The 22,567-nt window shown below is 60.7% G+C and carries 9 protein-coding genes; 8 read left to right on the top strand and 1 reads right to left on the bottom strand.

Translation table 11 applies throughout. The features are described 5' to 3' along the window. Nucleotides 1–323 precede the first annotated feature (323 nt). Nucleotides 324–974, top strand: coding sequence for a hypothetical protein (locus tag GOX88_RS12345; protein WP_170401977.1), 651 nt, complete (start codon nucleotides 324–326; stop codon nucleotides 972–974). A gap of 247 nt (nucleotides 975–1,221) precedes the next feature. Here GOX88_RS12345 and GOX88_RS12340 read toward each other — a convergent pair whose 3' ends face one another. Continuing rightward, nucleotides 1,222–2,520, bottom strand: coding sequence for a tetratricopeptide repeat protein (locus GOX88_RS12340; RefSeq protein ID WP_217354221.1), 1,299 nt, complete (start codon nucleotides 2,518–2,520; stop codon nucleotides 1,222–1,224). Between the two features lie 186 nt (nucleotides 2,521–2,706). On the opposite strand from GOX88_RS12340, the gene GOX88_RS23300 reads away from it, so the two are divergent. The 7 genes from GOX88_RS23300 (at nucleotide 2,707) to GOX88_RS12305 (ending at nucleotide 22,553) form a co-directional block, all read left to right on the top strand. Further along, nucleotides 2,707–2,961: a hypothetical protein gene (locus GOX88_RS23300; RefSeq protein WP_217354220.1), complete on the top strand. Its 255-nt coding sequence runs from the start codon at nucleotides 2,707–2,709 to the stop codon at nucleotides 2,959–2,961. 275 nt (nucleotides 2,962–3,236) lie between these two features. Beyond that, nucleotides 3,237–3,515, top strand: coding sequence for a hypothetical protein (locus tag GOX88_RS12330; RefSeq protein ID WP_170401968.1), 279 nt, complete (start codon nucleotides 3,237–3,239; stop codon nucleotides 3,513–3,515). Nucleotides 3,516–3,736: 221 nt separating this feature from the next. Beyond that, entirely contained in the window at nucleotides 3,737–4,945 is a 1,209-nt protein-coding gene (gene gntH, locus GOX88_RS12325) for a guanitoxin biosynthesis MBL fold metallo-hydrolase GntH (RefSeq protein WP_170401965.1), read from the top strand. Nucleotides 4,946–5,057: 112 nt separating this feature from the next. Further along, nucleotides 5,058–5,870, top strand: coding sequence for a transporter (locus GOX88_RS12320; protein WP_170401962.1), 813 nt, complete (start codon nucleotides 5,058–5,060; stop codon nucleotides 5,868–5,870). A 157-nt stretch (nucleotides 5,871–6,027) separates the two neighbouring features. After that, nucleotides 6,028–7,692, top strand: a complete 1,665-nt coding sequence (locus tag GOX88_RS12315) for a hypothetical protein (protein WP_170401959.1) — start codon at nucleotides 6,028–6,030, stop codon at nucleotides 7,690–7,692. After that, nucleotides 7,685–8,962 (top strand): HupE/UreJ family protein, encoded by a 1,278-nt coding sequence (locus GOX88_RS12310; RefSeq protein ID WP_170401957.1) that lies wholly within the window; start codon nucleotides 7,685–7,687, stop codon nucleotides 8,960–8,962. Before GOX88_RS12315 ends, GOX88_RS12310 begins: the two co-directional genes overlap by 8 nt. 277 nt (nucleotides 8,963–9,239) lie before the next feature. Continuing rightward, entirely contained in the window at nucleotides 9,240–22,553 is a 13,314-nt protein-coding gene (locus GOX88_RS12305) for a hypothetical protein (protein WP_170401954.1), read from the top strand. Nucleotides 22,554–22,567: the final 14 nt, after the last annotated feature.

Genomic DNA, 22,567 nt, shown 5'->3' with positions numbered 1-22,567 from the left:
CGTAGGCAACGTCTTCAAGGGCAGCCAAAGGACGTCGTTCGCACAACCGCTCAGTCTTCGGACGATGAGGCACGGTATACGTTCACCGACTAGGTATGGGCGCATACGTAACGGCGAATGCTCCGAGACGTTGGAGCTTTCCATAAGCACTTGATCTGGTTGCCGCAATTCGGGATGAATGGGAGTAACTCGTTACGATTCCTTTATTTTACTTGGAGTGGGAGCCCTACTGAAACAACGTACGGCACTCAATTCGACCTTCCTTAGTCATTGTGCCAGCCAATAATCCGCCGACATCCAGTTCATAGATGAGAGGACGACCAATGCGTATGACTGCTGGAAATTTGTTACTCATAAACATTCTTTTGACCTGTGGATTTTACGTGTTCAGCTTTGTTGCCCTAGGCAGTACGGTTCCGACAATTGAATCCACAGGGGCAGAAATTGTTACCTGGTTCTCGGAAAATGGCGGCCAGGCACGGACCTATGCCTGGGCTTCAACTTTTGTTTCTCTGGGCCTGATGATTTTTGCCGGTCAGGTCTCAGCCCTTCTTCCTGCGCCACATCGTTATGTGTTTTTTGCGGGCGTCTTTGGGTTTGCTCTGACAGCGCAAGTTCAGGCGTGGATTTGGGCTGGCCTGGCTTTTAATCCGAGCGGTCTGTCAGAGGGGGCAGCGCAGGTGATTTTTGCCATCGCCGCGTTTTGGGGTCCGGTTGTGAACGCCTCTACGACTGCCATGGCCGGCGCAATTGCCGTGCTAGGGTTTGGTGAGCACAGGATTATCCCACCTTGGTTGACCTGGCTCAGCATCGTGTTTGGTGTCGAACAGGCCATCGAAACGATCACGGTATTCGGGCATTCCGGGTTCATTGCACCGGGCGGTACAATGAATGTCTACCTTGGCGGATTGCTCGGATTCATCTGGGTCGGCGGGGTTGTTCGCTGGTCGATGCAAAAATTGAAAAAAGCGTAAAGGTAGGCGTTTGCCGTACGGGTTGGGTGTGGTTGTTCAACATTCCGCCGTATCGGGTGCAGACACGATAAAGCAGCGGACCAATGCGCATCTTCGTGTTTGGGACACGGCTTGTTTTGACTATCCTTGGCGCAAGAGACAGGCATTCTCCGGACTGCCTTTCACATGTCTGTAGGATGAGGTTCCCGGCTAAATGCTGCACGAGCGTAAGACGCTAGAGTTGATGCAATCGACGAGCTGCCGGCCTTTATCGCGCCTTGGCCAGAGATTTGGCTTTTTCGTATTCGTCCAGCAAAGGCTGCATCATCTTCGGATCATTTATCACCTTTTCCAGCCACTGTCGGAGAGGGAACGTCTCGCCTTCGGCGATCATCGCCGAGAGGCTTTCAAGGATCGCCGCTTCCTCGTCGAACTGCCCAAGAGCTGCATTACCAGCAGCCTGGTAAACCATCATATGCGGCCCAAACGGTCCGCCGAGGTCCAGGTTCTCTTGCAACGTTTTCAGGCTGTCCCGGTAGTGGCCCGCGTGAAATTGAGAAATACCCATCATATTTCTGTAGGGCCGCCGGATGCTAAGGGGGTCCAGGCTCAGCGACCGTTTGAGGGGCGTGATCGCCTGTTCCGGCTTGCCGGCGTATAACAGGAACATTCCCAGATAGCCATGCGCAAGACTGGAGCTCGGCTCCTGCTCTACGGCGCGTTGGCCGAATTCAATCGCCTGCTGCGGTTGGCCCATTAACACTTCAAGGATGCCCAGCGTCAGCAGGGCGCGGACGTTGGCGGGGTCTTTTTCCAATGCGATTTCGGCATGTTGTCTGATTACAGCACGGCTTTCATCCGTGTTCGGAGCCAAGCCGAACCAGGTGCGGTGCGATTCCGCGAACCCCAATCCTGCATGACCGTGAGGGGCATCCGGTTCCAGGCTCACCACCCGCTCTAGCAAGGTGTGCGCCGCGTCAAACCGCGCCGGGTCGCTTGGGGGGTGAATGATGTCCAACGCCTGCTGGTACAGGATTCTGGCGTCACGGCGCGTCCAGCGTGCATCCTCGATCCGCGAGGTCAGTTCCGGGAACAGCTCGATCGAGAAGGTGGCGCTGATCTCCCGCGAAATCTCGGTCTGCGTATCGAACCGATCCGCCGTCATGTAATCGAACCGCTTGGCCCAGATTTCGCCCCGGCTGTCCACATCGACAAGACCGATGTTGAGCCGATAGCCATCTGTCATCGTCTGCAGACTGCCCCGCAAAATATGAGTCGCACCCAGTTTGCGCCCTTCGTCGATCAGATCAACGGCCCCATCAGACAGCCCGGCTGTGGATGCGTATGAGATCACGCGCAACCCCTGCACACGCGCCAGATCGGTTGTGATATCCTCGGCGATGCCTCGGGCCGCCACGGATGAAACAGCGCTGTTTCCCAAAGGATTGAACGGCATCACGGCAACGACAGGTAAGTCTCCCCACAAGTCATTGTCCGCGGTGGCCTGATCCGTTGGCGGGATTTCGGTTCCGACATTTTGGATCAGCATCACCCCCGTTACGGCCATCAAAAGCATCAATAAAATCAGCAAGAGCCAGTTCGGAGCCCGCCAACCCGTTCTGCCGGACTTTCCTGTCCGCCCCGAAGCCATGGAATGCTCCGAAGAAATGTCGCGAAATTCGAACGATGGAACATATGACCCTTTGGGAATGGTAATCACCAAAGGGTCATTGCTGCCGTCCGTCAGGTAATAATGTTCCAGTTCCCGCCGCAACCGGCGCGCTTCCAATCGCACGACGGGATCCGAAGTCGCGTCGAAATCCTCGGACCGGCCCAGGACAGAAACGCCAATCGATTACCCTTTCAGGCGGTCAGCGCGCCCGGCCAGTGTTTCATCGACGATGTATTTGAGGAACGCGCGTCGGCGGTCATTCGCACCAAACTGAGAACTCTCAAACATACGGTCGAGCTGTTCGTCTATGGCCGCCTGTTCCAGAGGCGGCGCTGACTTCCGCTCGGATAACTGACTTTCCATCGAAGTGTCTGTCGGTTGTTTTCGTTCCATCCAAACTAGTCAAACAGTACCCGGCTCAATCGGGTCACGTCCAGTATAACATTCAAACAAAAGAATTATTAACGTTCGATACACGTTCCGAACATGTTCGGTACCCCAATCCCCAAGCCCCGGATGTTAGCCTGATGTCTCCACGGACGTCCAAGCGGGCATACCGTTGGAACCAATTTCTCACTGACGGCCAATGGCCTTTGCCGGGAGGGGAGCAAGTGGAAAACTATCTTGCTGCCGGATGTTCGGAACTGGTGAAACAATCGCCCTGCGATGAATTCACCATCTTGTCTTTGTCTCGGAGCGATCCAAAGTTCCAGGCCATTTGCCGCGATTTCGGCGAGGCGGTGGCCGCATACCGCAGTTTTCAAATTCAGGGGGAACGCGGGCAAGCCCGAGCGGCCGAGTATCGACAGATCTGCGAGGATTTGCGGATCGAATTGATGGAATACGTCGATCAGTCCACGGCCCGACCCAAGGCGCGAGGGCACCAATGAGCCAACAAAACGGTCGCCCGACACCGCGACCTGAGTTCCGGCACGAAAGGAGACGGGAATGATCAAACGAACCTGCAAGACGCTGTTTATTGCGTGTCCATTTGTGCTCGGCCTCGTTTGCAACTGAGACAGGGCAAACCGGAGTTTCGGACAAGCTACCGGAGCCCAGAGAACCGGCATTACCGCCCCACTTGTGAGCGGCATAAACGATGGAGGAGAATATGTTCTTAAGTATTGGTAGAAGATGTCGGCATGTGGCCTTGGCCTGTACCGCGATGGCCATGTCTTTCGGCGCAGCGGCGGTTCACGCCGAAAACCTGCCGACCGGGCGAACCGCAACGCAGATCAGTGACGAAGAGTATCCCGCCAGCTATTTCCCGAACACGGAAATTCTGGGTACCGATGAAATGCGGGTCACGGCATTGGGAACCGGAATGCCGAACCAGACAAAGGCCGCGGTGTCCATTTCTTTCCTCGTTGAACTGGGCAATGGCGATGTATTCCTGTTCGACATCGGTATGGGATCGATGGGCAATCTGTTTTCCCTTCGGCCAGACTTTTCGAAAATTGACAAAGTTTTCGTCAGCCACCTGCATGTCGACCATGTCGGCGACTTCATGGGGTTGCACATCGGTAGTTGGCTGTCGGGCCGATACACTCCTTTGCGGATTTACGGCCCCAGCGGATCAACCCCTGAAATGGGCATAAAGGCCTTCGTTGAAAGCAGTAAAGCCGCATACGCCTGGGATCTGGACGGCCGTACCGGAGCCTTGCCGGATGACGGCGCCAAGATCGAGGTGACCGAATTCGACTACATGCAGGAAAACGAGGTCGTCTACGACGAAAACGGCGTGACGATCCGGTCATGGCCCGCGATTCACAGTCTGGATGGCTCGGTGAGTTATTCTCTGGAATGGAATGGGCTGAAGTATGTGTTCGGCGGGGATACATATCCGAACAAATGGTACGTGAAATATGCCAAGGGCGCCGATCTCGCCACTCATGAGGCCTTCCTGCCACCTAAGGCACTGGCACCCTATTTCGGTTGGAGCCTGGGGCAAGCCACATATGTTGCAACGCGCGTCCATACCGAGCCGGCGGCATTTGGCAAAGTCATGGCCGAGGTCAAACCGCGCCACGCCGTGGGATACCACTCGGTTTTGTCGCCGGAAAACTACCAGGCGATCCTGGAAGGCATCCGTTCGACCTATGATGGCGAGCTGACACTGGCCGGAGACCTGACGGTCATCAATGTGACCAAGAACAAAATCGTGGTGCGCGAAGCGTCCGTGGACGAGTACGCACTGCCCCCTTCCGTGTCTCAGTCATATATCGACGCGCCGCGGTCCAAGGAAAAGGAACCGTCCGAAAAAGTTCTGGCCGGAAAATGGAAAGGATACACTCCGCCGAAGATGCCGGATGACAAATAGCCCGCATTTGGAAGGCGCGCCCCCCGCCGGGCGCGCTTTAAAACCCAGGTATCACAGGTCGATACGTCGCTGTCCGATTGCATAAGGGAAAGTGTTCCAAGGAAAGAACGGAATGATGACAGCCCCCACCAAATCCCCGATATCCGAACCGGCCCGATCAGGCGTATTGGTGTCGGTTGCTCTCAACGCCCTGGCATCGAGCCCCGCATCGGCGGCAGATGACTCGGAACTGGCCAAACAGTTGTCGAACCCGCTGGCATCGTTGATCTCGGTTCCGTTCCAGTTCAATTACGACACCGGCTACGGTAGCGCCGACGGCGATCAGACAACTCTGAACATACAGCCCGTCATACCTTTTTCGCTGAACGCCAATCTGAACCTGATTACACGGACGATCATTCCCTACAAATGGCAGAACGATGTTTCGGGCACGTCCGGACGCAACGAGGGGTTCGGAGATACGACGGTAAGCCTTTGGTTCAGCCCGGCCAAATCGTCCTTTACGTGGGGTGTCGGACCCATCTTCTATTTGCCGACATCGAGTGACCGGGATCTGGGCGTGGGCGAATGGGGTGGCGGTCTCACGGGTGTCGTTCTGGTTCAGGAAGGGCCCTGGACCATTGGCGGGTTGGGGAACCACATCTGGTCCTTCGAAAGCGACAACATCAATTCGACTTATCTTCAGCCTTTCCTGGCGTACACCACCAAAGACGCCTGGACATACACGGTGAATTCCGAATCCACCTATGACTGGACCACGGACGAGTGGACCGCCCCTGTGAACCTCATGATTTCAAAACTGGTCAGGTTTGGGGAACAGCGCGTGTCTCTGCAAGCTGGCGCGCGCTACTACCTGACCTCTCCGGATACCGGCCCCGATGGGTGGGGGGCTCGGCTGTCCGCGACGCTTGTGTTTCCGAGATAGGTGAAGGGAGGACGTGACAGCGTTTCTACGGCCAATGATGAGAGTGTCGACACAAATCAGATGCCTGTTGGCGATAATTGCGGTTTCAGTCTTTGCGACCGCTGCAAGGGGTGACGTGATCCCCTACAGCGGGGCGGAAGTCGCCAGAAATATTGCGATGTTCCGCATAGAAGACGAGGGCGTTCGTCTTGAGCTTGAAATCTACCCCGAGGACCTGGCTGAATTCGATCTCGCTTTTCAGGTAAGGCTTGCGTCTGCATCGCTTACGACCTCGACCAAGTTTCATCAGTCATCCGGCGAGGGTCTGGAAAGCATTCGAATTGCGCGGGCTGACGGGAAACCGCTGCCGTTTGAACTGCTGACTGTGGAACGCCGGCAGAGAATTGATCGGGCCTCGCCTTTTGCCGGAATGACCGACCCCCTCACCGGAAAGCCGATCCCCAGCCCGCCTGAAAACCCGGGCGTTATATTTTTTGAGGTTTTCTACAGTTTTGAGGGCGCGCGACCTGAAACTCTGATCCTGAGCCCGCCATATGCCGAGGATGGGTCGCCCGCAGCATCAATTGGGTTCATGGTTTTTGACCGTTCGGTCCCGGTTTCGCGGTTCAGTTTTCTGAAAACAGATATGCAACTGACGATTGACTGGACCGATCCGTGGTTTTCGGCCTTCACAAACCCCAATCTCAATCGCTCGGCAAAAGACGGTACGTCGTCATTCCTGTACGTGGCACCGCGTGAGCTTCGTCACGAAATCCTCATCCGGGTTCGGGACCTTGCGCCATGGATCGGCCAGGAATTTTCCACGGGCACCAAGCTGGACCCCGCGCTTCAGTCACGGATTTTGACCGCTGCCCTGAAAGAGTTCAAAGACCGCAATCCGCTGAGCATCTCTGGTGAGGCGATCGTACCTGCTGCGGCCCGTGGAACATTTCTAACGTTGGGGGAACGAGGGTTTCAGGTCGTTGAAGGCGCCCCAACGCTCATGGCCGATACGACATTTGTCGGCGTGATACTGACTTATCCGATATCCGAGTTGCCAGCCTCAGCGTCAATCAACTGGGACATGTTTGATGACGCGATCCGGAAGGTCCCGATGACTCTGACTGATATTGCCGGCCCGTTTTTTGCCTGGGCAGCGCCGGGCGAACCTGTCGTTACGTGGACCAATCATCTGAGGCGATATGACGACCCCGAAGTTGCGCCGGTTCAGGCGGCGGGGATGTTTGTCATACCGGTGTGGGCGGTGTTGGCTGTTGTCCTGTCCGCCGGCGCAGGCATGGTCGCGTTCCTGTCCTCCAGGAAACTTATAGGGGCAGGCGTCGTGGCGCTCTCGACGATGTCTCTTTTAGCGGGCATCGCTTTTTCAGGGAAAAATGCAATTCCTGTCCTGATCCCGATCTCTGGCCAATCCGACACCCAGATCGCGACTGGCGCACTATCCCGGCTGCTGACCAACACATATGTAGCTGCGCTTGAAGTGTTTCCTGAAGAGCGGAAAAAGGCGCTTGAACCAATCGTTTTCGATGCATCGCTGACTGATGTGGCGGCTGAGCTGGAAACCAGCCTGACGATCCGGGTGCCCGGTGGCGGCCGGGCGCAAATCACGGATGTCTCGGATGTTGCCATCGTCCAAGGAGAAATGACCGGTAGAGGACGGTTCGAAGGTGTCGTGCAGTGGCGCGTCGACGCGCGGGCAGGGCATTGGGGCCATGACCACCGTCGGCTCGTTGAATATCGCGCCCGGGTAGAGTTCCGACCTGACCGGGGAAACTGGCTTCTCTCCGCCATCACAGTTCTGGAGGCACGTTCACCTGATGTCTGATCTCATGCGAAAAATCCTGTTGATTTGTGCAACTGCGTTTCTGGTCCTCTCTGCCGTCGCAAGCCAGGCGCATTTTCTGCTGAACCTCAACGTGCGCGTCTTTCATGTTGAACACACAAGCGACGCGCTCCGCATCTTTCTGCGCATGCCGATGCCCTATCTTGTCGCGGACAAGACCGGTGCACCACGCGAAGACGGCCTTCCGTCAGCGGCACCTTTTACCACAAATGCCTTTGAGGACGGTCAGGTCGTCCACTTTGTTGATCTCTCCGAGTTTGCCACAAACCCGCTCGGGCTCGGGCAAATCGTTGAATCCGGTACAGTTTTGACAACTCAGGATACGCGCGTTCCTGGTGTTGTTGAATCCGTTTCGGTCCATCGGGTGGGTGAAGAACCCGGGTTTGCAACTTTGAAAGAAGCCCAACAGTCCGTAGCCCAAGGCTCAACCCTGCACAGTGGCCCGCCCGCTTATGTCGGCGATGTCGTGGTAGATATTGTCGTGTACTATCCGTTCGGATACGCGCCTTCGGCCTATACTCTCGCAAGCCTGCTGGACCCCGGTCTGCCGGATCAGGAAATGACCGCGAACCTCATTCTGGACTACGGGTCCGGTGACCCATTGGTTTTTCGGACACGAGGGCTGATGAAGGATCCTGTCGAGGTTTCCCGATCCAGAATAGCGGGGATCACAACCTTCGTCTGGGAGGGCGTGCGCCACATCCTTGAGGGCATCGACCATGTTCTTTTTGTTATTTGCCTCGTCATCGGCGCACGCGGATTGCATTCCCTGCTATGGCGGGTCACCGGCTTTACAGTCGGCCACAGCGTAACACTGTCGCTTGGGTTCTTTGGCTACGTGCCATCCGGTGCGTGGTTTGTCCCGTTCGTGGAAACGGGTATTGCGCTTTCCATCATCTATGCGGCTTTTCTGGCGGTGCTGGAAGACAGTGCCGAGGCCAGTTCCGGCAAAAAGGTTTTTGTCATAACTGTCCTGATGGGCCTACTTCACGGCCTCGGCTTCAGTTTCGTTTTGCATGAAATTCTGCAGGTGACGTCGCCGAATATCTGGCAGAGCCTTCTGGCCTTCAATGTCGGCGTTGAAGTCGGGCAACTTGCAATTGTCCTGGTGACCTGGCCGCTCTTGTCCCTGTTCGCAAAGCTCGGCCCGACACCGGAAATGTCGTTGAGGGTCTCGGTTGCGATTGGGTGCGGAGCGGTTGCCAGCTGGTGGGCTTTTGAACGCGGAAGGTCCTTTTGGGAGGTGCTTTAAGTGTCTGGCCGACCGAAGAGGTCCTGCTGCATCTGCGTGTGGCGGCACGAACGACATTTCAATAGCAGACAATAGCTGCATGGAGAATGTTGTATTTGAGCAATAATGGTTGCGAAACTGTTAACGGGTGAAACTAAAAATCCAATCTCCTTTAGCTTGCGAATATTCTGCCTGCGATGGCGATGGGGTTTTGTCGAATTGCAGGGTGCTGCTCTTCGGATTTGCACACGATTGCCATGTGTATGGGCTGAAACGGGTGCGAGGTTCGAGAGTAATAATGAAATCAAATCTGCTATTGGCGATTTCCTTTTTCGTTTTGATTTCAACATCATCGCTTGCCGCACCCACGTCCGACTCGAAGGTTGGCGATACGGTTACCAACCCTGTAACCGGACAAGATACCACCGTAAGCGCATTGATCGTGGACCCGGCTTCGACGCCAACAGCAGGGACAACAGCCTTTGTCGAAACGGCGGACGGCTATGTTTTTCTGGTCAAAGGCGCGGGCGACACGATTTACAATTCAGACAATCCTCCGTTAGCTTTTAATATTGTTTCCATTACCGGAACGACGGCCCAACTCAGCAATTCCGGTGCGTCTGGCACGGCCAGTTTGTCGACGCAGATGACCGTTTCCCAATACGACAGCAACTTCAACAGTTCCGGCACAGCAGGCACCGTGACCCCACCCGAGGATGTTTCGGGGCCGAACGGCGTCAATCAGGTTGTTTATGGCCAGAACGGTAGCAACGGGCGTGATGGTGCGCTGGTTGTGCCGCCAAGCTCGGGCGGCGGCGGGAAAAACGGTCCAACTCAGACAAAGTCCCTGTCCACCGATGTCAATGCCACCAGCAATATCGGTTGGCAGGTCGGCAGTGTCGGCGGCAATGGCGGGCAGGGTGGCGACTCGTATCTGAGCTTCTGGAGCGGGCGTGACGGTGGCGATGGCGGTAAGGGTGGTACGGTCACCGCGACGCAAACCACGACCAGCACGATCCAGACGTCGGGCGATGGCAATGACGGTATTTTCGCATTCAGCCGCAGCGGCAAGGCAGGGAATGGTGGCAGCGGCTTTGCGGCGCCGGGCGGCGGCACCGGCGGGCATTCGGCCGATGGCGGCAACGTCACCGTAATCCAACAGGGCACCATCTCGACAACCGGAGATTCAGCCGACGGCATTTATGCGCTGAGTGTGTCGAACAATGGCGGAAATGGCGGATCTCAGTGGGGATTGGTCGGGTCCTCCGGTGACGGTGGTTACGGCGGCAGTGGCGGTACGGTGACCGTCAATACGACGTCTACCGGCAGTATCCTGACAACCGGCGATTTTGCGAACGGAATCTATGCCCAGTCCATTGGCGGTTCGGGGGGGTCTGCGGGGACCAGTGGCAACCTTTTGGTTTCCTTGATTGGTGGCGCGGATAATGGTGGCAATGGCGGTCAGGTTACGGTTTCACATGGAGGCGCGATCGAAACGCAAGGCGATTTCGCACGCGGGATCGTCGCGCAATCCATCGGTGGCGGTGGTGGCTCGGGCGGAACGGCGGGCGGTTTGGTGTCGCTGTCTCTGGGTGGTGTCGGCTCGAATGGCGGCAGCGGCGATAAGGTCAGTGTCACGGTCCTGGGCAGCGGCAGTATCCTGACCTCGGGCGTGGGCGCCGACGGTGTCATGGCGCAATCCATCGGCGGCAGCGGCGGTACGGGCGCGAACTCTTACGGTCTGGTCGCCATTGGCGGCACCGGGTCCAAAGGCGGCACGGGTGCTGCGGTCAGTGTCAGCAACTACGGGCGCATCGTGACCGACGAAGACGGGGCACGCGGTATCATCGCGCAGTCCATCGGCGGCGGCGGCGGTGACGGCGGCTCGTCCGGAGGCATGGTGTCCGTGGGCGGCAGCGGCAACGGTGGCGGCAGTGGTTCGACCGTGACCATCGTGAATGACGGCATCATCACCACATCAGGAGACGATGCGATGGGCATTCTGGCTCAATCCATCGGTGGCGGTGGTGGCAATGGCGGCTCATCCGGGTCCGTGGGTGCGTTTGTCGGCGTTGCCATTGGCGGCGATGGCGGTGCCGGTGGCGATGGCGGCGACGTCAATGTGACGCTTTCGAATACGGACAGCAGCCAGCCTTCGGCGATTCAGACCTCGGGTAAGCGATCGACAGGCGTCTTTGCACAATCCGTAGGCGGCGGTGGTGGCAATGGTGGTGGTGCGGTTTCGGTCGCCGTGGGGGCCTTTGGCGCGGCGTCGGTGTCCGTAGGCGGCAAGGCAGGCAATGGCGGCGACGGCGGCAACGTAACCTTAAGCGGCAGCGGTTCAGCTTCGGTGCAAACGGGTGAGGATGACTCTATTGGCGTCATGCTGCAATCGGTTGGCGGCGGTGGCGGCAACGGTGGCTATGCTGTGTCGGTTGCGGCATCCGGCGGCCCGATTTCGGGATCTCTGGCTGTGGGTGTCGGTGGCGATGGCGGCACTGGCGGCACTGGCGGAGACGTAACGGTCGGCCAGTTCAACAGCAGTGGCGTTGCCACAGTCGCAGGGTTCGAGGGCACAGTTGTCACGACCGGTAATCGGTCAACAGGAATGCTTTTCCAGTCTGTTGGAGGCGGCGGCGGCAATGGCGGACTGGCGGTCGCTGCGACCGGCGGCGCTTCGGCGCTGTTTTCCGGCAATGTCTCGGTCGGGATTGGTGGTAAGGCGGGCAGTGCAGGTAATGGTGGGATAGTTCAGGTCTATACCAAAGCGGATGTTACCACGACGAATACGAATTCCAGCGCGATTATTGCGCAATCGGTTGGCGGCGGCGGCGGCAATGGCGGCGGCAGCATCGCCGCAGGGGTTAGCGCAAGTGGTGTTGCAGCGATTGGGATAAATGTAAGCGTCGGCGGCGATGGCGGTGGCGCAGGAACCGGGGGCAAGGTGACTCTGATCGCAGGTGGCAATGCGATCCAGACCAGTGGTGCGTTTTCAAGCGGTGTCGTGGCGCAGTCCGTCGGTGGCGGTGGCGGCAATGGCGGTTATGCCGTCGGGGCCAGCGCAGATATTGGCGGCGCGGCGGCCGGATCGGTCAGCGTGGGTCTTGGTGGCAAAGCTGGTGGCGGCGGGGCAGGGGGAACCGTTACCGCTCAGGTCGATGCGGATGTCACCACGCGCGGTGATGATTCCGGAGCGGTGGTCGTACAATCCATTGGTGGTGGAGGCGGCAATGGCGGCTTCAGCGTAGCGGCGGGCCTGGCGGCTGGTGGCGCAGGTGCTGGGACTGTCGAAGTGGGCCTGGGCGGCAGCGGCGGCAGCGGCGGCGTTGGCGGAACCGTCACGGGCGTTCGCGTTAATGGTGATGTTCGGACTGAGGGGCAGCGCTCCACGGGTGTGGTAATCCAGTCCATCGGCGGCGGCGGTGGTAACGGTGGATTCAACGTCACTGCAGGAGTTGCCGCGGCAGGTGCCGGGGCCGGTACAATCCACGTCGGGCTTGGCGGCGACGGGGCCGCGGGTGGCGCTGGCGGTGTGGTGGAAGGCCAGATTGCCGGCAATGTCACAGCATTGTCCGACAATTCTAGCGGTGTTGTGTTCCAGTCCATTGGCGGCGGCGGTGGCAATGGCGGGTTCAACGTCACAGCCGGGATCGCCGGGGCCGGTGCGGGTGGCGGGGCTGTCACGGTCGGCCTTGGCGGCGGCAGCAATAGCGGCGGGATCGGGAATTCCGTCACCGGCCGTGTGACCGGCACTGTCAGCACAGGCGGGACGGATTCCACGGCGGTTCTGGCGCAATCCGTTGGCGGCGGCGGTGGCAACGGCGGTTTCAACGTCAGCGCCTCACTGGCGGGTGCGGGTGTTGCCAGCGGTGCGATCTCGGTCGGCCTGGGCGGTGATGGTGGCACCGGGGCCACTGGTGGTTCAGTCAATTTGACAACAACCAATTCTATAGAAACGGCCAAAGATCGGTCCTCGGGCGTGGTCGCGCAATCCATTGGCGGTGGTGGCGGCAATGGCGGGTTTAACATTTCCGGCACTGGTGCGGGCGCAGGCACGGCCAGCGGCGCGGTCAGCGTCGGGCTGGGCGGCACCGGCGCAGGTGGTGGTGACGGCGGCGCAGTCACTCTGACATCGGACGGGACAATCCTGACGAAAGGCGACTCGTCTACTGCTTTCCTGGCGCAATCCATCGGTGGCGGCGGTGGTAACGGCGGCTTCAACGTCAGCGCGTCGGTGCAGGGGTCGGGTACAGCTGGGGCCGGCGTTTCGGTTGGCCTTGGCGGCAAAGGCGCGGGTGGCGGAGACGGCAACACCGTTATCGCCAAGTCCAACAAGGCGGTTGAAACCCGCGGCGACCAGTCCTCGGGCGTCGTGGCGCAATCCATCGGCGGCGGCGGCGGCAATGGCGGCTTCAACGTGGCACCAGTCCTTTCCGGCGCAGGCACAGCAAGTGGCGCTGTCAGCGTCGGGCTTGGCGGTTCGGGTGACACCGGCGGCAATGGCGGTAATGTCACACTGACCTCAAACGGAACCATTCTGACCGATGGTTTCGCCTCAAGCGGTTTTGTTGCGCAGTCCCTCGGCGGCGGTGGTGGCAATGGCGGCTTCAATGTCTCGCCGACCGTATCGGGCGCGGGCACCGTCGCGGGGTCGCTTTCTGTCGGGCTGGGCGGTTCAGGCGATGGCGGCGGCGACGGTAACCTGGTCACCGCCATCACCACGGCAAATGTGGTGACCAAGGGTGATGCTTCGGTGGGCATTCTGGCGCAATCCGTTGGCGGCGGCGGTGGGAATGGCGGCTTCAACGTCTCGCCCGCATTGGCGGCGGCTGGAACGGGCTCGGGCGCAATTACTGTTGGTCTGGGCGGGTCCGGTGGTAGCGGCGGTACGGGCGGCATCGTCGATCTGACCGTTACCAACAGTGTGAGAACAGAAGGCGCGCAATCCAGCGCGGTTGTTGCCCAATCCATCGGTGGTGGCGGTGGCAACGGTGGTTTCAACGTTTCGGCCTCGGTCGGCGGTGCGGGCACAGGCTCGGGCGCAGTCGCCGTGGGTCTGGGTGGCCGTGGAACGGGTGGCGGCAGCGCCTCGGCGGTCACCGCAGATGTCACCGGCAACGTTGTGACGCTGGGTGACACCTCAACCGGTCTGCTGGCGCAATCCGTCGGTGGCGGCGGTGGTAATGGCGGTATGAATATCTCGGTCGCGGTTGCTGCGGCGGGCACCGGCGCGGGTGGCGCGTCGGTGGGTCTGGGTGGCGCATCCGGCACCGGTGGCAATGGCGGCACGGCGAAGGCCACTCTGACCGGCAATGTCTCGACGCAGGGCGACGATTCCGGTGGCGTCATCGTACAGAGCCTTGGCGGCGGCGGCGGCAATGGTGGCATGAACGTTTCGGCCACGGTGACGGTTGCCGGAAAAGGCAGTGGCGGTGCCTCTGTCGGCCTTGGCGGCAGCGGCGGCAACGGAGGCAACGCGAGCACGGCCACAGGTACGGTTGTGGGCAATGTCACCACAGCGGGCGACAATTCGGGCGGTGTTCTGGTGCAATCCGCGGCCGGCGGCGGTGGTAACGGAGGGCTGAATGTTTCGGCCGCCGTGAACATCTCGGGCACCGGAGGCGGTGCAATTGGCGTAGGCATCGGCGGGTCCGGTGGCGATGGCGGCAATGCAAGTGCGGCCAAGGGTTCGGTGACGGGTGACGTCACCACGAGCGGTGACAATGCAACCGGCGTTCTGGTTCAGTCCGTCGGCGGTGGCGGCGGCAATGGCGGTGTCAACATCTCGGGCGCGCTGAGCATTGCGCGCACCGGGTCCGGTGCGGCGGGCATTGGTGTGGGCGGCTTTGGTGGCGATGGCGGCACCAGCGGCGTGGTCGACAATACCTTTGACGGCAATGTCAGCACTTCGGGCGCACGTTCGGCCGGGATCATTGCGCAGAGCCTTGGCGGTGGTGGCGGTAATGGTGCCACGAATATCTCCGGAGCGATCTCGGTGGCCAGCAACTACTCGGGCGCGTTGGGGATCGGCGTTGGAGGTTTCGGCGGCGATGGCGGCGCGGCAGACACTGTTACGCAGCAGGTCACCGGCAATGTCACGACGACGGGCGACGACTCAGTCGGCATTCTGACCCAAAGCCTTGGTGGCGGCGGCGGCAATGGCGGCACGAACATCTCGGCTGCCCTGTCCCTGTCCCGGTCGGCCAACGCGGCGGTTGCTATTGGCGTTGGCGGGTTCGGAGGCGGCGGCGCAGATGCCGGGGCGCTGGTGCAATCGATCATCACGGGTGGTGTGTCTACCAGTGGCAACAACAGTACTGCGATTCTGACGCAGAGCCTCGGCGGCGGTGGCGGCAATGGCGGTACCAATATCTCGGCCTCGCTGGGCATCAGCCAAGAAAACGGCGGATCGATCAGCCTGGGTGTTGGCGGTTTCGGCGGCGGCGCGGGCAATGCGGGTGATGTGATCAGCACGTTGCAATCCTCGACGGATGGCAGCGGCACGACCTCGGTGGTCACCACTGGCACGGACAGTATCGGTGTCATGGCGCAATCCGTTGGCGGTGGTGGCGGTAATGGTGGCCTGAACGTCTCGGGCGCAGTGAACCTGACAGGGAAATCCGGTGCGGCGGTTGCCTTGGGCCTTGGTGGCTTTGGCGGCGGCGGCGGCAATGCCGGGGCGGTGACGCTGGATGTTCAAAGCGACGTTGTGACGGCGGGCGACGGGTCGCATGGCCTGTTCGCCCAAAGCCTTGGCGGCGGTGGAGGCACCGGTGGCGTGAACATCTCGGGCTCTCTGGCGCTGACCAAGCCATCCGGCTCGGACACGATCTTCTCGGTTGCGGCGGGTGTTGGCGGCTTTGGCGGGTCGGGCGGAGACGCCAGCGACGTTGATCTGGATTACACCGGCAACCTGCAGGCGGTGCCGATGGTGCAGCAATCCGACGGCTCGTTCGCCGTGGATGAAAGCAAGGGCGCCAGCGGTATTATTGCGCAATCGCTGGGTGGCGGCGGCGGCAATGGCGGCACCAATGTGTCCGGCGGCATCGCGATCAGTGGTAAACCCGGGGCAGGTCAGACAGACAGCAGCAAGTCTTATGCCGTGGTCGTGGGTGTCGGCGGTTTTGGTGGCGGTGGCGGTGATGCCGGGAATGTCGATGTGAACATCGGCGCAGGCAGCACGATCATGGCGCATGGCACCGGGCAATCCGGCCTGCTGGCGCAATCGCTTGGCGGCGGCGGCGGCAATGGTGGTCTGAACGTCTCGGGCGGGATCGTGTCCGACAGCTCTCTGATCGTGGGTGTCGGAGGGTTTGCGGGCGACGGTGGCAAGGCGGGCAACGTCACGGTCACGTCGCAGGCGGATATCACGGTGACGACGAACCCGGACGATATCTCGATCCCCGACACCACCACGTTCGAGGACAAGCTGCGCGACTTCCTTGGCGACACGATTGTGGATGAGACCGAAGAACTGGCCTCGACCTTCGGGTTGGAGCGGCTGTTCATCGACATGGGTGTCTTCAACGAAGAAAAACCGGACACCGATGGCTCGGCCGGTCTGATGGCGCAGTCCATCGGCGGCGGTGGCGGCAATGGCGGCCTGAACGTCTCGGGCGGGATTGCGCTCAGCAAGGACGGCAAGATTCCGTCGGTCACTTTCGGGGTCGGCGGTTTCGGTGGCGATGGCAATATCTCGGGCGATGTGACAGTGGATCACGCTGGCACCGTATCGGTTGCCGGCAACTGGAAACACGGTGTTCTGGCCCAATCCATCGCGGGTGGCGGCGGCAATGGTGCGCTGAACGTGACCGGGCAACTGAACTATGGCGATTCCAACAATTCCAACGGCAAGACCGATCTGAGCATTGTCGGTGGTCTGGGTGGCCACGGCGGTATCGGGGCGGATGCGGGGAACGTGTCGGTCACACAAACCGGCAATATCGCGACCAACGGCTATCACGCCCGCGGGATCTTTGCCCAAAGCATCGGCGGCGGTGGTGGCACCGGCGGCATCAATGCGACATTCGTCGGCACCAAGGACAGCTCACCCATTGCCATGGGCATTGGCGGCTTTGGCGGCGGCGGCGGCGACGCAGGCGACGTGACCGTCGCGCGCGGCACGGCTGCGCTGGCGGCGGGGACTATCGTGACCGATGGCGTCGGCTCGCACGGGATCGAGGCGTCAAGTATTGGCGGCGGCGGCGGCGACGCCGGGATCAATGCGGTTGTGGGCATCAGCAAGACCACCGGCAACCAGAGCAATGGCGGCACCGGCGATTCAACCGACCGCAAGACGCCGACCAATTCGGGCGTCGATGACTCGGTCATCGCCAATTACAACAAGGTGCTGGACGAGTTGGAAGGCAAAACCAACCCGGCGGATTCTTCCGGCAACAAAACCGGTGTGTCGGCTGTGGTCGCCATCGGCGGTGATGCCGGAACCGCAGGCGATGGCGGTACGGTGGATATCGACCACTACGGCGATATCGTCACGCTGCAGGACAGCAGTCACGGCGTCTTTGGTCAGTCCATCGGCGGCGGCGGCGGCAACGCGGCCCTGAACCTTGGCATGACCTATGAGTTGGCCTCGGATGCGACCAACAAGGGCTTTGGTCTGGCCATCGGCGGTGGCACGGGTGAAGGCGGTATCGGCGGCTCGGTCGATGTTCGCAATACCGGGAACATCACTACTGTCGGGGCGAATTCTCATGGCCTGTTCGCGCAATCCGTCGGCGGCGGTGGCGGTAATGCGGGCTATAACTCGGCCTCGACCTCGGTGGATGGCGGCAACGTCAACATTCAGATCGGCCGGACCGGCGGCACCGGCGGCAGCGGTGGTGATGTCTATGCCAGCTCGAACGGGATCATCAGCACGGCTGGCAATGGGTCCTATGGGTTCTTCGCGCAGTCCATCGGCAATGGCGGCGGCAACTCGTCTTCGACCTCGGTCAGCATCGGCACGCCAAAAACCGGAGACAGCAAAGGCAACAAAGCCAGCCTGTCAGTAGGTCTGGAAGGCGGCACCGGCGGTGCTGCGGGCGATGTGACCTCGGTGGTGGCGGGCACAGTTGTCACGCAAGGCACCGACGCGCATGGCGTGTTTGCACAGTCGGTTGGCGGTGGTGGCGGCACTGGTGGTAAGGCCAGCAACTCGGCCGGTAAGGGTATTTCGGTGGCATTGTCCATTGGCGGTACCGGCGGCAGCGGCGGCGTCGGAGGCAAGGTCGACGTGACCAACACTGCACAGATCGCCACGTTCGGAGACCGCTCGGTCGGTCTGATGGCGCAGTCCATCGGCGGGGCAGGTGGCACCGGCGGGATGGTACAGGCCGGTCAGTCGAACCTCGACACGATCAAGGCGGTGGTCAATCCCTCATCTGTGGGCACGACCGCATCGATCAATATCGGCGGCACCGGTGGAGACGGCATGACCTCGGACACCGTAACCGTGGTCAGTAACGGGATCATCACGACCGAAGGCACCATGTCGCACGGCATCTACGCCCAGTCAGTTGGCGGCGGCGGCGGTATGGGGGGTGTGGTCGAAAACCGCATCATCAGCCTGCGTAAGGAGATCGGCAACACCGCGACCCTGTCTATCGGTGGCAACGGTGGCACCGGGGCAATGTCGGCAGCTGTTTCCGTGACCAACCGTGACCTGATCCAGACCACGGGCGACAAATCCATTGGTATTTATGCGCAGTCGGTTGGCGGCGGCGGCGGTGACGCGCAACAGGTGCGCAACATCATTCTGGGCCGGTCCTCTGACGGGTCCACCACCAACGCCATCCTGATCGGAGGCACCGGCGGCACTGGTGGGGCTGGCAGCACCGTGACCGTTGTCAACGAAACTGACGGAACGATCCTGACCACCGGCGCGGAAAGCCATGGTATCTTTGCGCAATCGGTCGGCGGTGGTGGCGGCAATGGCGGATCGACCATTTCGGTCGATGGACGCTATGGCGGGGCCGAGGCCAGCACACGGCGGGCGCTGCAATTCGGCCTGGGTGGCTCGGGTGGAACTGGTGGTATTGGCGGCGCCGTATCGGTGACCAATGCCGGGACCATCGTGACCACCGGCGCCGGAGCGCACGGTATCTTTGCGCAGTCCATTGGCGGCGGCGGCGGTAATGGCGGCAGCTCGATCACGGGGACGGTGCGGCTCAAGACCGGGGACAGCAGCTCTCCGACCGCGCAGCTGAACATCGGCGGCTCGGGCGGCAGCGGCAATGTTGCGGGCAACGTGGTGGTCACCAACAGCGGCGACATCCAGGTCGATGGCGCCGGGGCCTATGGCATCATGGCGCAATCCGTCGGCGGTGGCGGCGGCAATGGCGGTCTGGCCGTCGCGATGGATGTGAATGACCTCAAGAACACCATGACCGGCAAATCCTATTCCAAGATCGCCATTGGCGGCTCCGGAGGCGATGGTGCGGATGGCGGCGACGTCACGGTCAACCACACGGGTGCGATTGTGGTGAATGCCACAAACGGGTTCGGTATCTATGCGCAATCCGTTGGCGGCGGTGGCGGCAATGCCGGGTATTCTGTGTCCTCTCCGCTGGTCTCGGCGCTGGACTACACGATTTCGCAGGTGCTTGGTGCGCGCGAAGGCTCCACCGGGTCGGTGGGAACCGTGACGGTCAACACAACCGGGGACATCCTTGTAAATGGTGAAGGCAGCCAAGCGGTTTTTGCCCAGTCCGTGAACGGCGGCGGTGGCAATACCAATACCTCCGTCGATTTCACCACCACGACCAGTGGCGCAACCGGCAGCGTTGTCAGCAGCGATATCGCGCTGGGTGGTGACGACGTTTCGGGCATGGCAGGCAGTCAGGTTGCGCAGTCGCATACGGGCAATATCGCCACAACGAGTGACAGATCGACGGCGATGATGCTGCAGAGTGTCGGCGGCGGCGGCGGCACCTCGGCAACCAATGTCGATGTGCAGGACGGCGACGGTATCGACATCACCGCGCGTCTGGGTGCGATTGACACCGATGACGCCGGCGGCGGAGATGTGAATGGCAGCCGCACGGGCGATGTGGGTACCGATGGCGCGTTCTCGTCTGCGGGCTCGGCGCAATCCATCGGCGGCGGCGGCGGAAAACTGGTGCTGAACAGCACCGGAGCCGTCGATACGAACAAGGTCGCGTCGGTGATCCTGGGGTCGGACCCCAGCTTTGACAATGACGGTGGCAATATCACCCTGTCGCTGGACGGCGACGTGTTCACCAGCGGTGACCGCTCCTTTGGCCAGAGCATCCAAAGCATCGGCGCAGGCGGTGGCGAGGTCGTCATCTCGGGCCTTGGACAGGCTGACGTGACGTTGGGCGCGCAGGACGGCTCGACCGGTGACGGTGGTGATGTCGATTTCGCCAATGTCGGTGACGTGACCACCAGCGGCACCGGATCGCACGGCTTCGTCATTCAGAGCATCGGCGGCGGCGGCGGTCTGGTTTCGACCGACATGGAGGCCAGCCGGGTCACCGTGGATCTGTCGACCAACAATGGCGGTGACGGCGGAGATATTGGCTTTACCCAAACCGGGACAATCGTCACCACCGGAGAGAACGCGATTGGCGTTGTCGCGCAGTCGCTGGGCGGCGGTGGCGGCATGGTGGACTCGGTCTTCCGCGGGACTGCGGGTGGAGCGGGGTCCGGCGGTGCCATCGATATGGCCCTGACCGGCAATATCCTGTCGGTCGGCGAAGGCGGTATCGGTGTTCTGGCGCAATCCGAAGGGCGCGACGGGGCGGGGGCCATTACGTTGGGGTTCGATGGTGTCGTCATGGGTGGCACAGGGCAGGCGGACTCTGTTGCCTCAATCGTTGTGGACGGTGGCGCGAACAATGTGCTGACGCTGTCGGAAAACACGGTGGTGCTTGCCGGGAACAACCAACTGGTGAACGGCGGCGACGGCAATGAGCAGGTCTCGCTTGCGGGCGCAGCCCTTGGCAACATCGATCTGGGCGCGGGCACCAATGGCCTGACGGTCGAGGATGGCGGCGCCTTCTATGCGCTGGATACGATCAATCTGGGCGCGGCCGGGGTGATGCAGGTGAATGGCGACTTCGTTCTGGGGGCGAACTGGGGCTTGAACACGGAGTTTACGTCGAATGTTCAGGCGGGTGACTTTGTCTTTGCCGGAAACGTCAGCCAGACCACGAACCTGACCGGCAGCCTGGCCTTTGGCACAACGGCAAGCTCGGTCTTTGACGTGTATTTCCTGACCTCGGGGGCTGCGGGTGGTGACAGCGATCTGATCAATGTTACCGGCGATGCCACGATGGGAGGCACCCTGTTACCGCAACTGAACACGCTGGAACGGGCCTTGCCGCTGGTTATCGTCAACCCCGATGGCGTGGCGGCGGATGCGGGAACAACGATTCAGGACACCGTGGTGCTGGATTACTCGATTGGCCTGAACGGTTCGACCTCGGACGGCAGCTCGATTGATTTGGTGATCACGCCGGATTACTCGACCACCAATATGAACGCGAACCAGGCAGCCGTTGGGGATTACATCAACCAGGTGTTGAACGGGCAGGGGTCTGCCGCGCAAGGCGAGTTGTTCGCGTTGATCGGCAACATGATGTCCGAGGCTGATGTCATCGCCGCAATCGACAGCCTCACCGTAGGGGACTACGCCTCGGATGCGGTGGACGCTTATTATGGCACTCGGGTATTCGCTGACACTCTGCACAATTGCGAGCGCTTTACCGACTATCAGGCGGGTGATGATCCGCGCAATTGTATCTGGTTTACCGGAGGAAGGTCCTTCTACGACCGGGATCAGACCGGCATCTACGATGAGCTGGACATCAACGCCACAAACCTCACTGCCGGTGTCCGTCTGCCGGTCGGGGATGAGCTTTATGCCGGGTTCGCGGTGGGCCATGACCGGATCAGCCTGCGGAACGGATCGCAGTACAATGCGACCGGCGACCGGTTCAATCTGGGCGCGTCGCTGACCAAATACACCGGCGCGTGGGAGTTTGCCGCCATGCTGTCTGCCGGATGGTCCGACTATGACACGCTCCGGGCGGGCGGGATCATTGGCATGTTGCCCGGTGGCGGCATCGTTGACACCGCTGGCGTCAGCGCGATCAAGCACAAGATGAACCACCAGAACCTGCGGCTGAGCTTTGCTTATGACCACAGGTTTGCCGGTGGCAGCTCTTATCTGCGGCCCGAGATCGCCGTAGATGCCATGCGTCTGGCGACCGACGCCAACGGCGACGCGACCTTGTCGGGGATTGTCCTGCAGGACGACAGCGAAATGATCTATGCGCTGACCCCGTCGCTGGAGATCGGAACGGAACAGGTCCTGAGCGCCAAGCAGAAACTGCGCGCAAGCTTGCGGGCCGGTGCCATCATCTCATCCGATGCCACCGTGTCGGTCAGCGCCGGGTTTGCAGGGGCCAGCGCCGCGGACGGAGGGTTCTCGAACACCAGCTATATCGGCGACACCCATGGGCTGGTCTCGGCCCGGCTGGGACTGTTCGCACTGGACGACAGCAGCTTTATCAACCTGAGCCTTGATCATATGTTCGGAGACTCGACCGAGGCCCTGCAGGTCGGTCTTGGTCTTGGTGTACAATTCTAATCAATGAGGGACAG

Origin of the sequence: Ruegeria arenilitoris (assembly GCF_013030985.1) — a bacterium.
GTDB classification, from domain to species: Bacteria; Pseudomonadota; Alphaproteobacteria; order Rhodobacterales; family Rhodobacteraceae; genus Ruegeria; species Ruegeria arenilitoris_B.
The sequence above is the reverse complement of the archived record's forward strand: the minus strand, read 5'-3'. Positions and strand labels throughout refer to the sequence as shown.

Excerpts from the sequence above, each read along its gene's own strand:
- GOX88_RS12345 (WP_170401977.1), top strand. The coding sequence starts at position 324 with ATGCGTATGACTGCTGGAAATTTGTTACTCATAAACATTCTTTTGACC.
- GOX88_RS12340 (WP_217354221.1), bottom strand. The coding sequence starts at position 2,520 with ATGGCCGTAACGGGGGTGATGCTGATCCAAAATGTCGGAACCGAAATC.
- GOX88_RS23300 (WP_217354220.1), top strand. The coding sequence starts at position 2,707 with ATGTTCCAGTTCCCGCCGCAACCGGCGCGCTTCCAATCGCACGACGGG.
- gntH (WP_170401965.1), top strand. The coding sequence starts at position 3,737 with ATGTTCTTAAGTATTGGTAGAAGATGTCGGCATGTGGCCTTGGCCTGT.
- GOX88_RS12320 (WP_170401962.1), top strand. The coding sequence starts at position 5,058 with ATGATGACAGCCCCCACCAAATCCCCGATATCCGAACCGGCCCGATCA.
- GOX88_RS12315 (WP_170401959.1), top strand. The coding sequence starts at position 6,028 with ATGTTCCGCATAGAAGACGAGGGCGTTCGTCTTGAGCTTGAAATCTAC.
- GOX88_RS12310 (WP_170401957.1), top strand. The coding sequence starts at position 7,685 with ATGTCTGATCTCATGCGAAAAATCCTGTTGATTTGTGCAACTGCGTTT.
- GOX88_RS12305 (WP_170401954.1), top strand. The coding sequence starts at position 9,240 with ATGAAATCAAATCTGCTATTGGCGATTTCCTTTTTCGTTTTGATTTCA.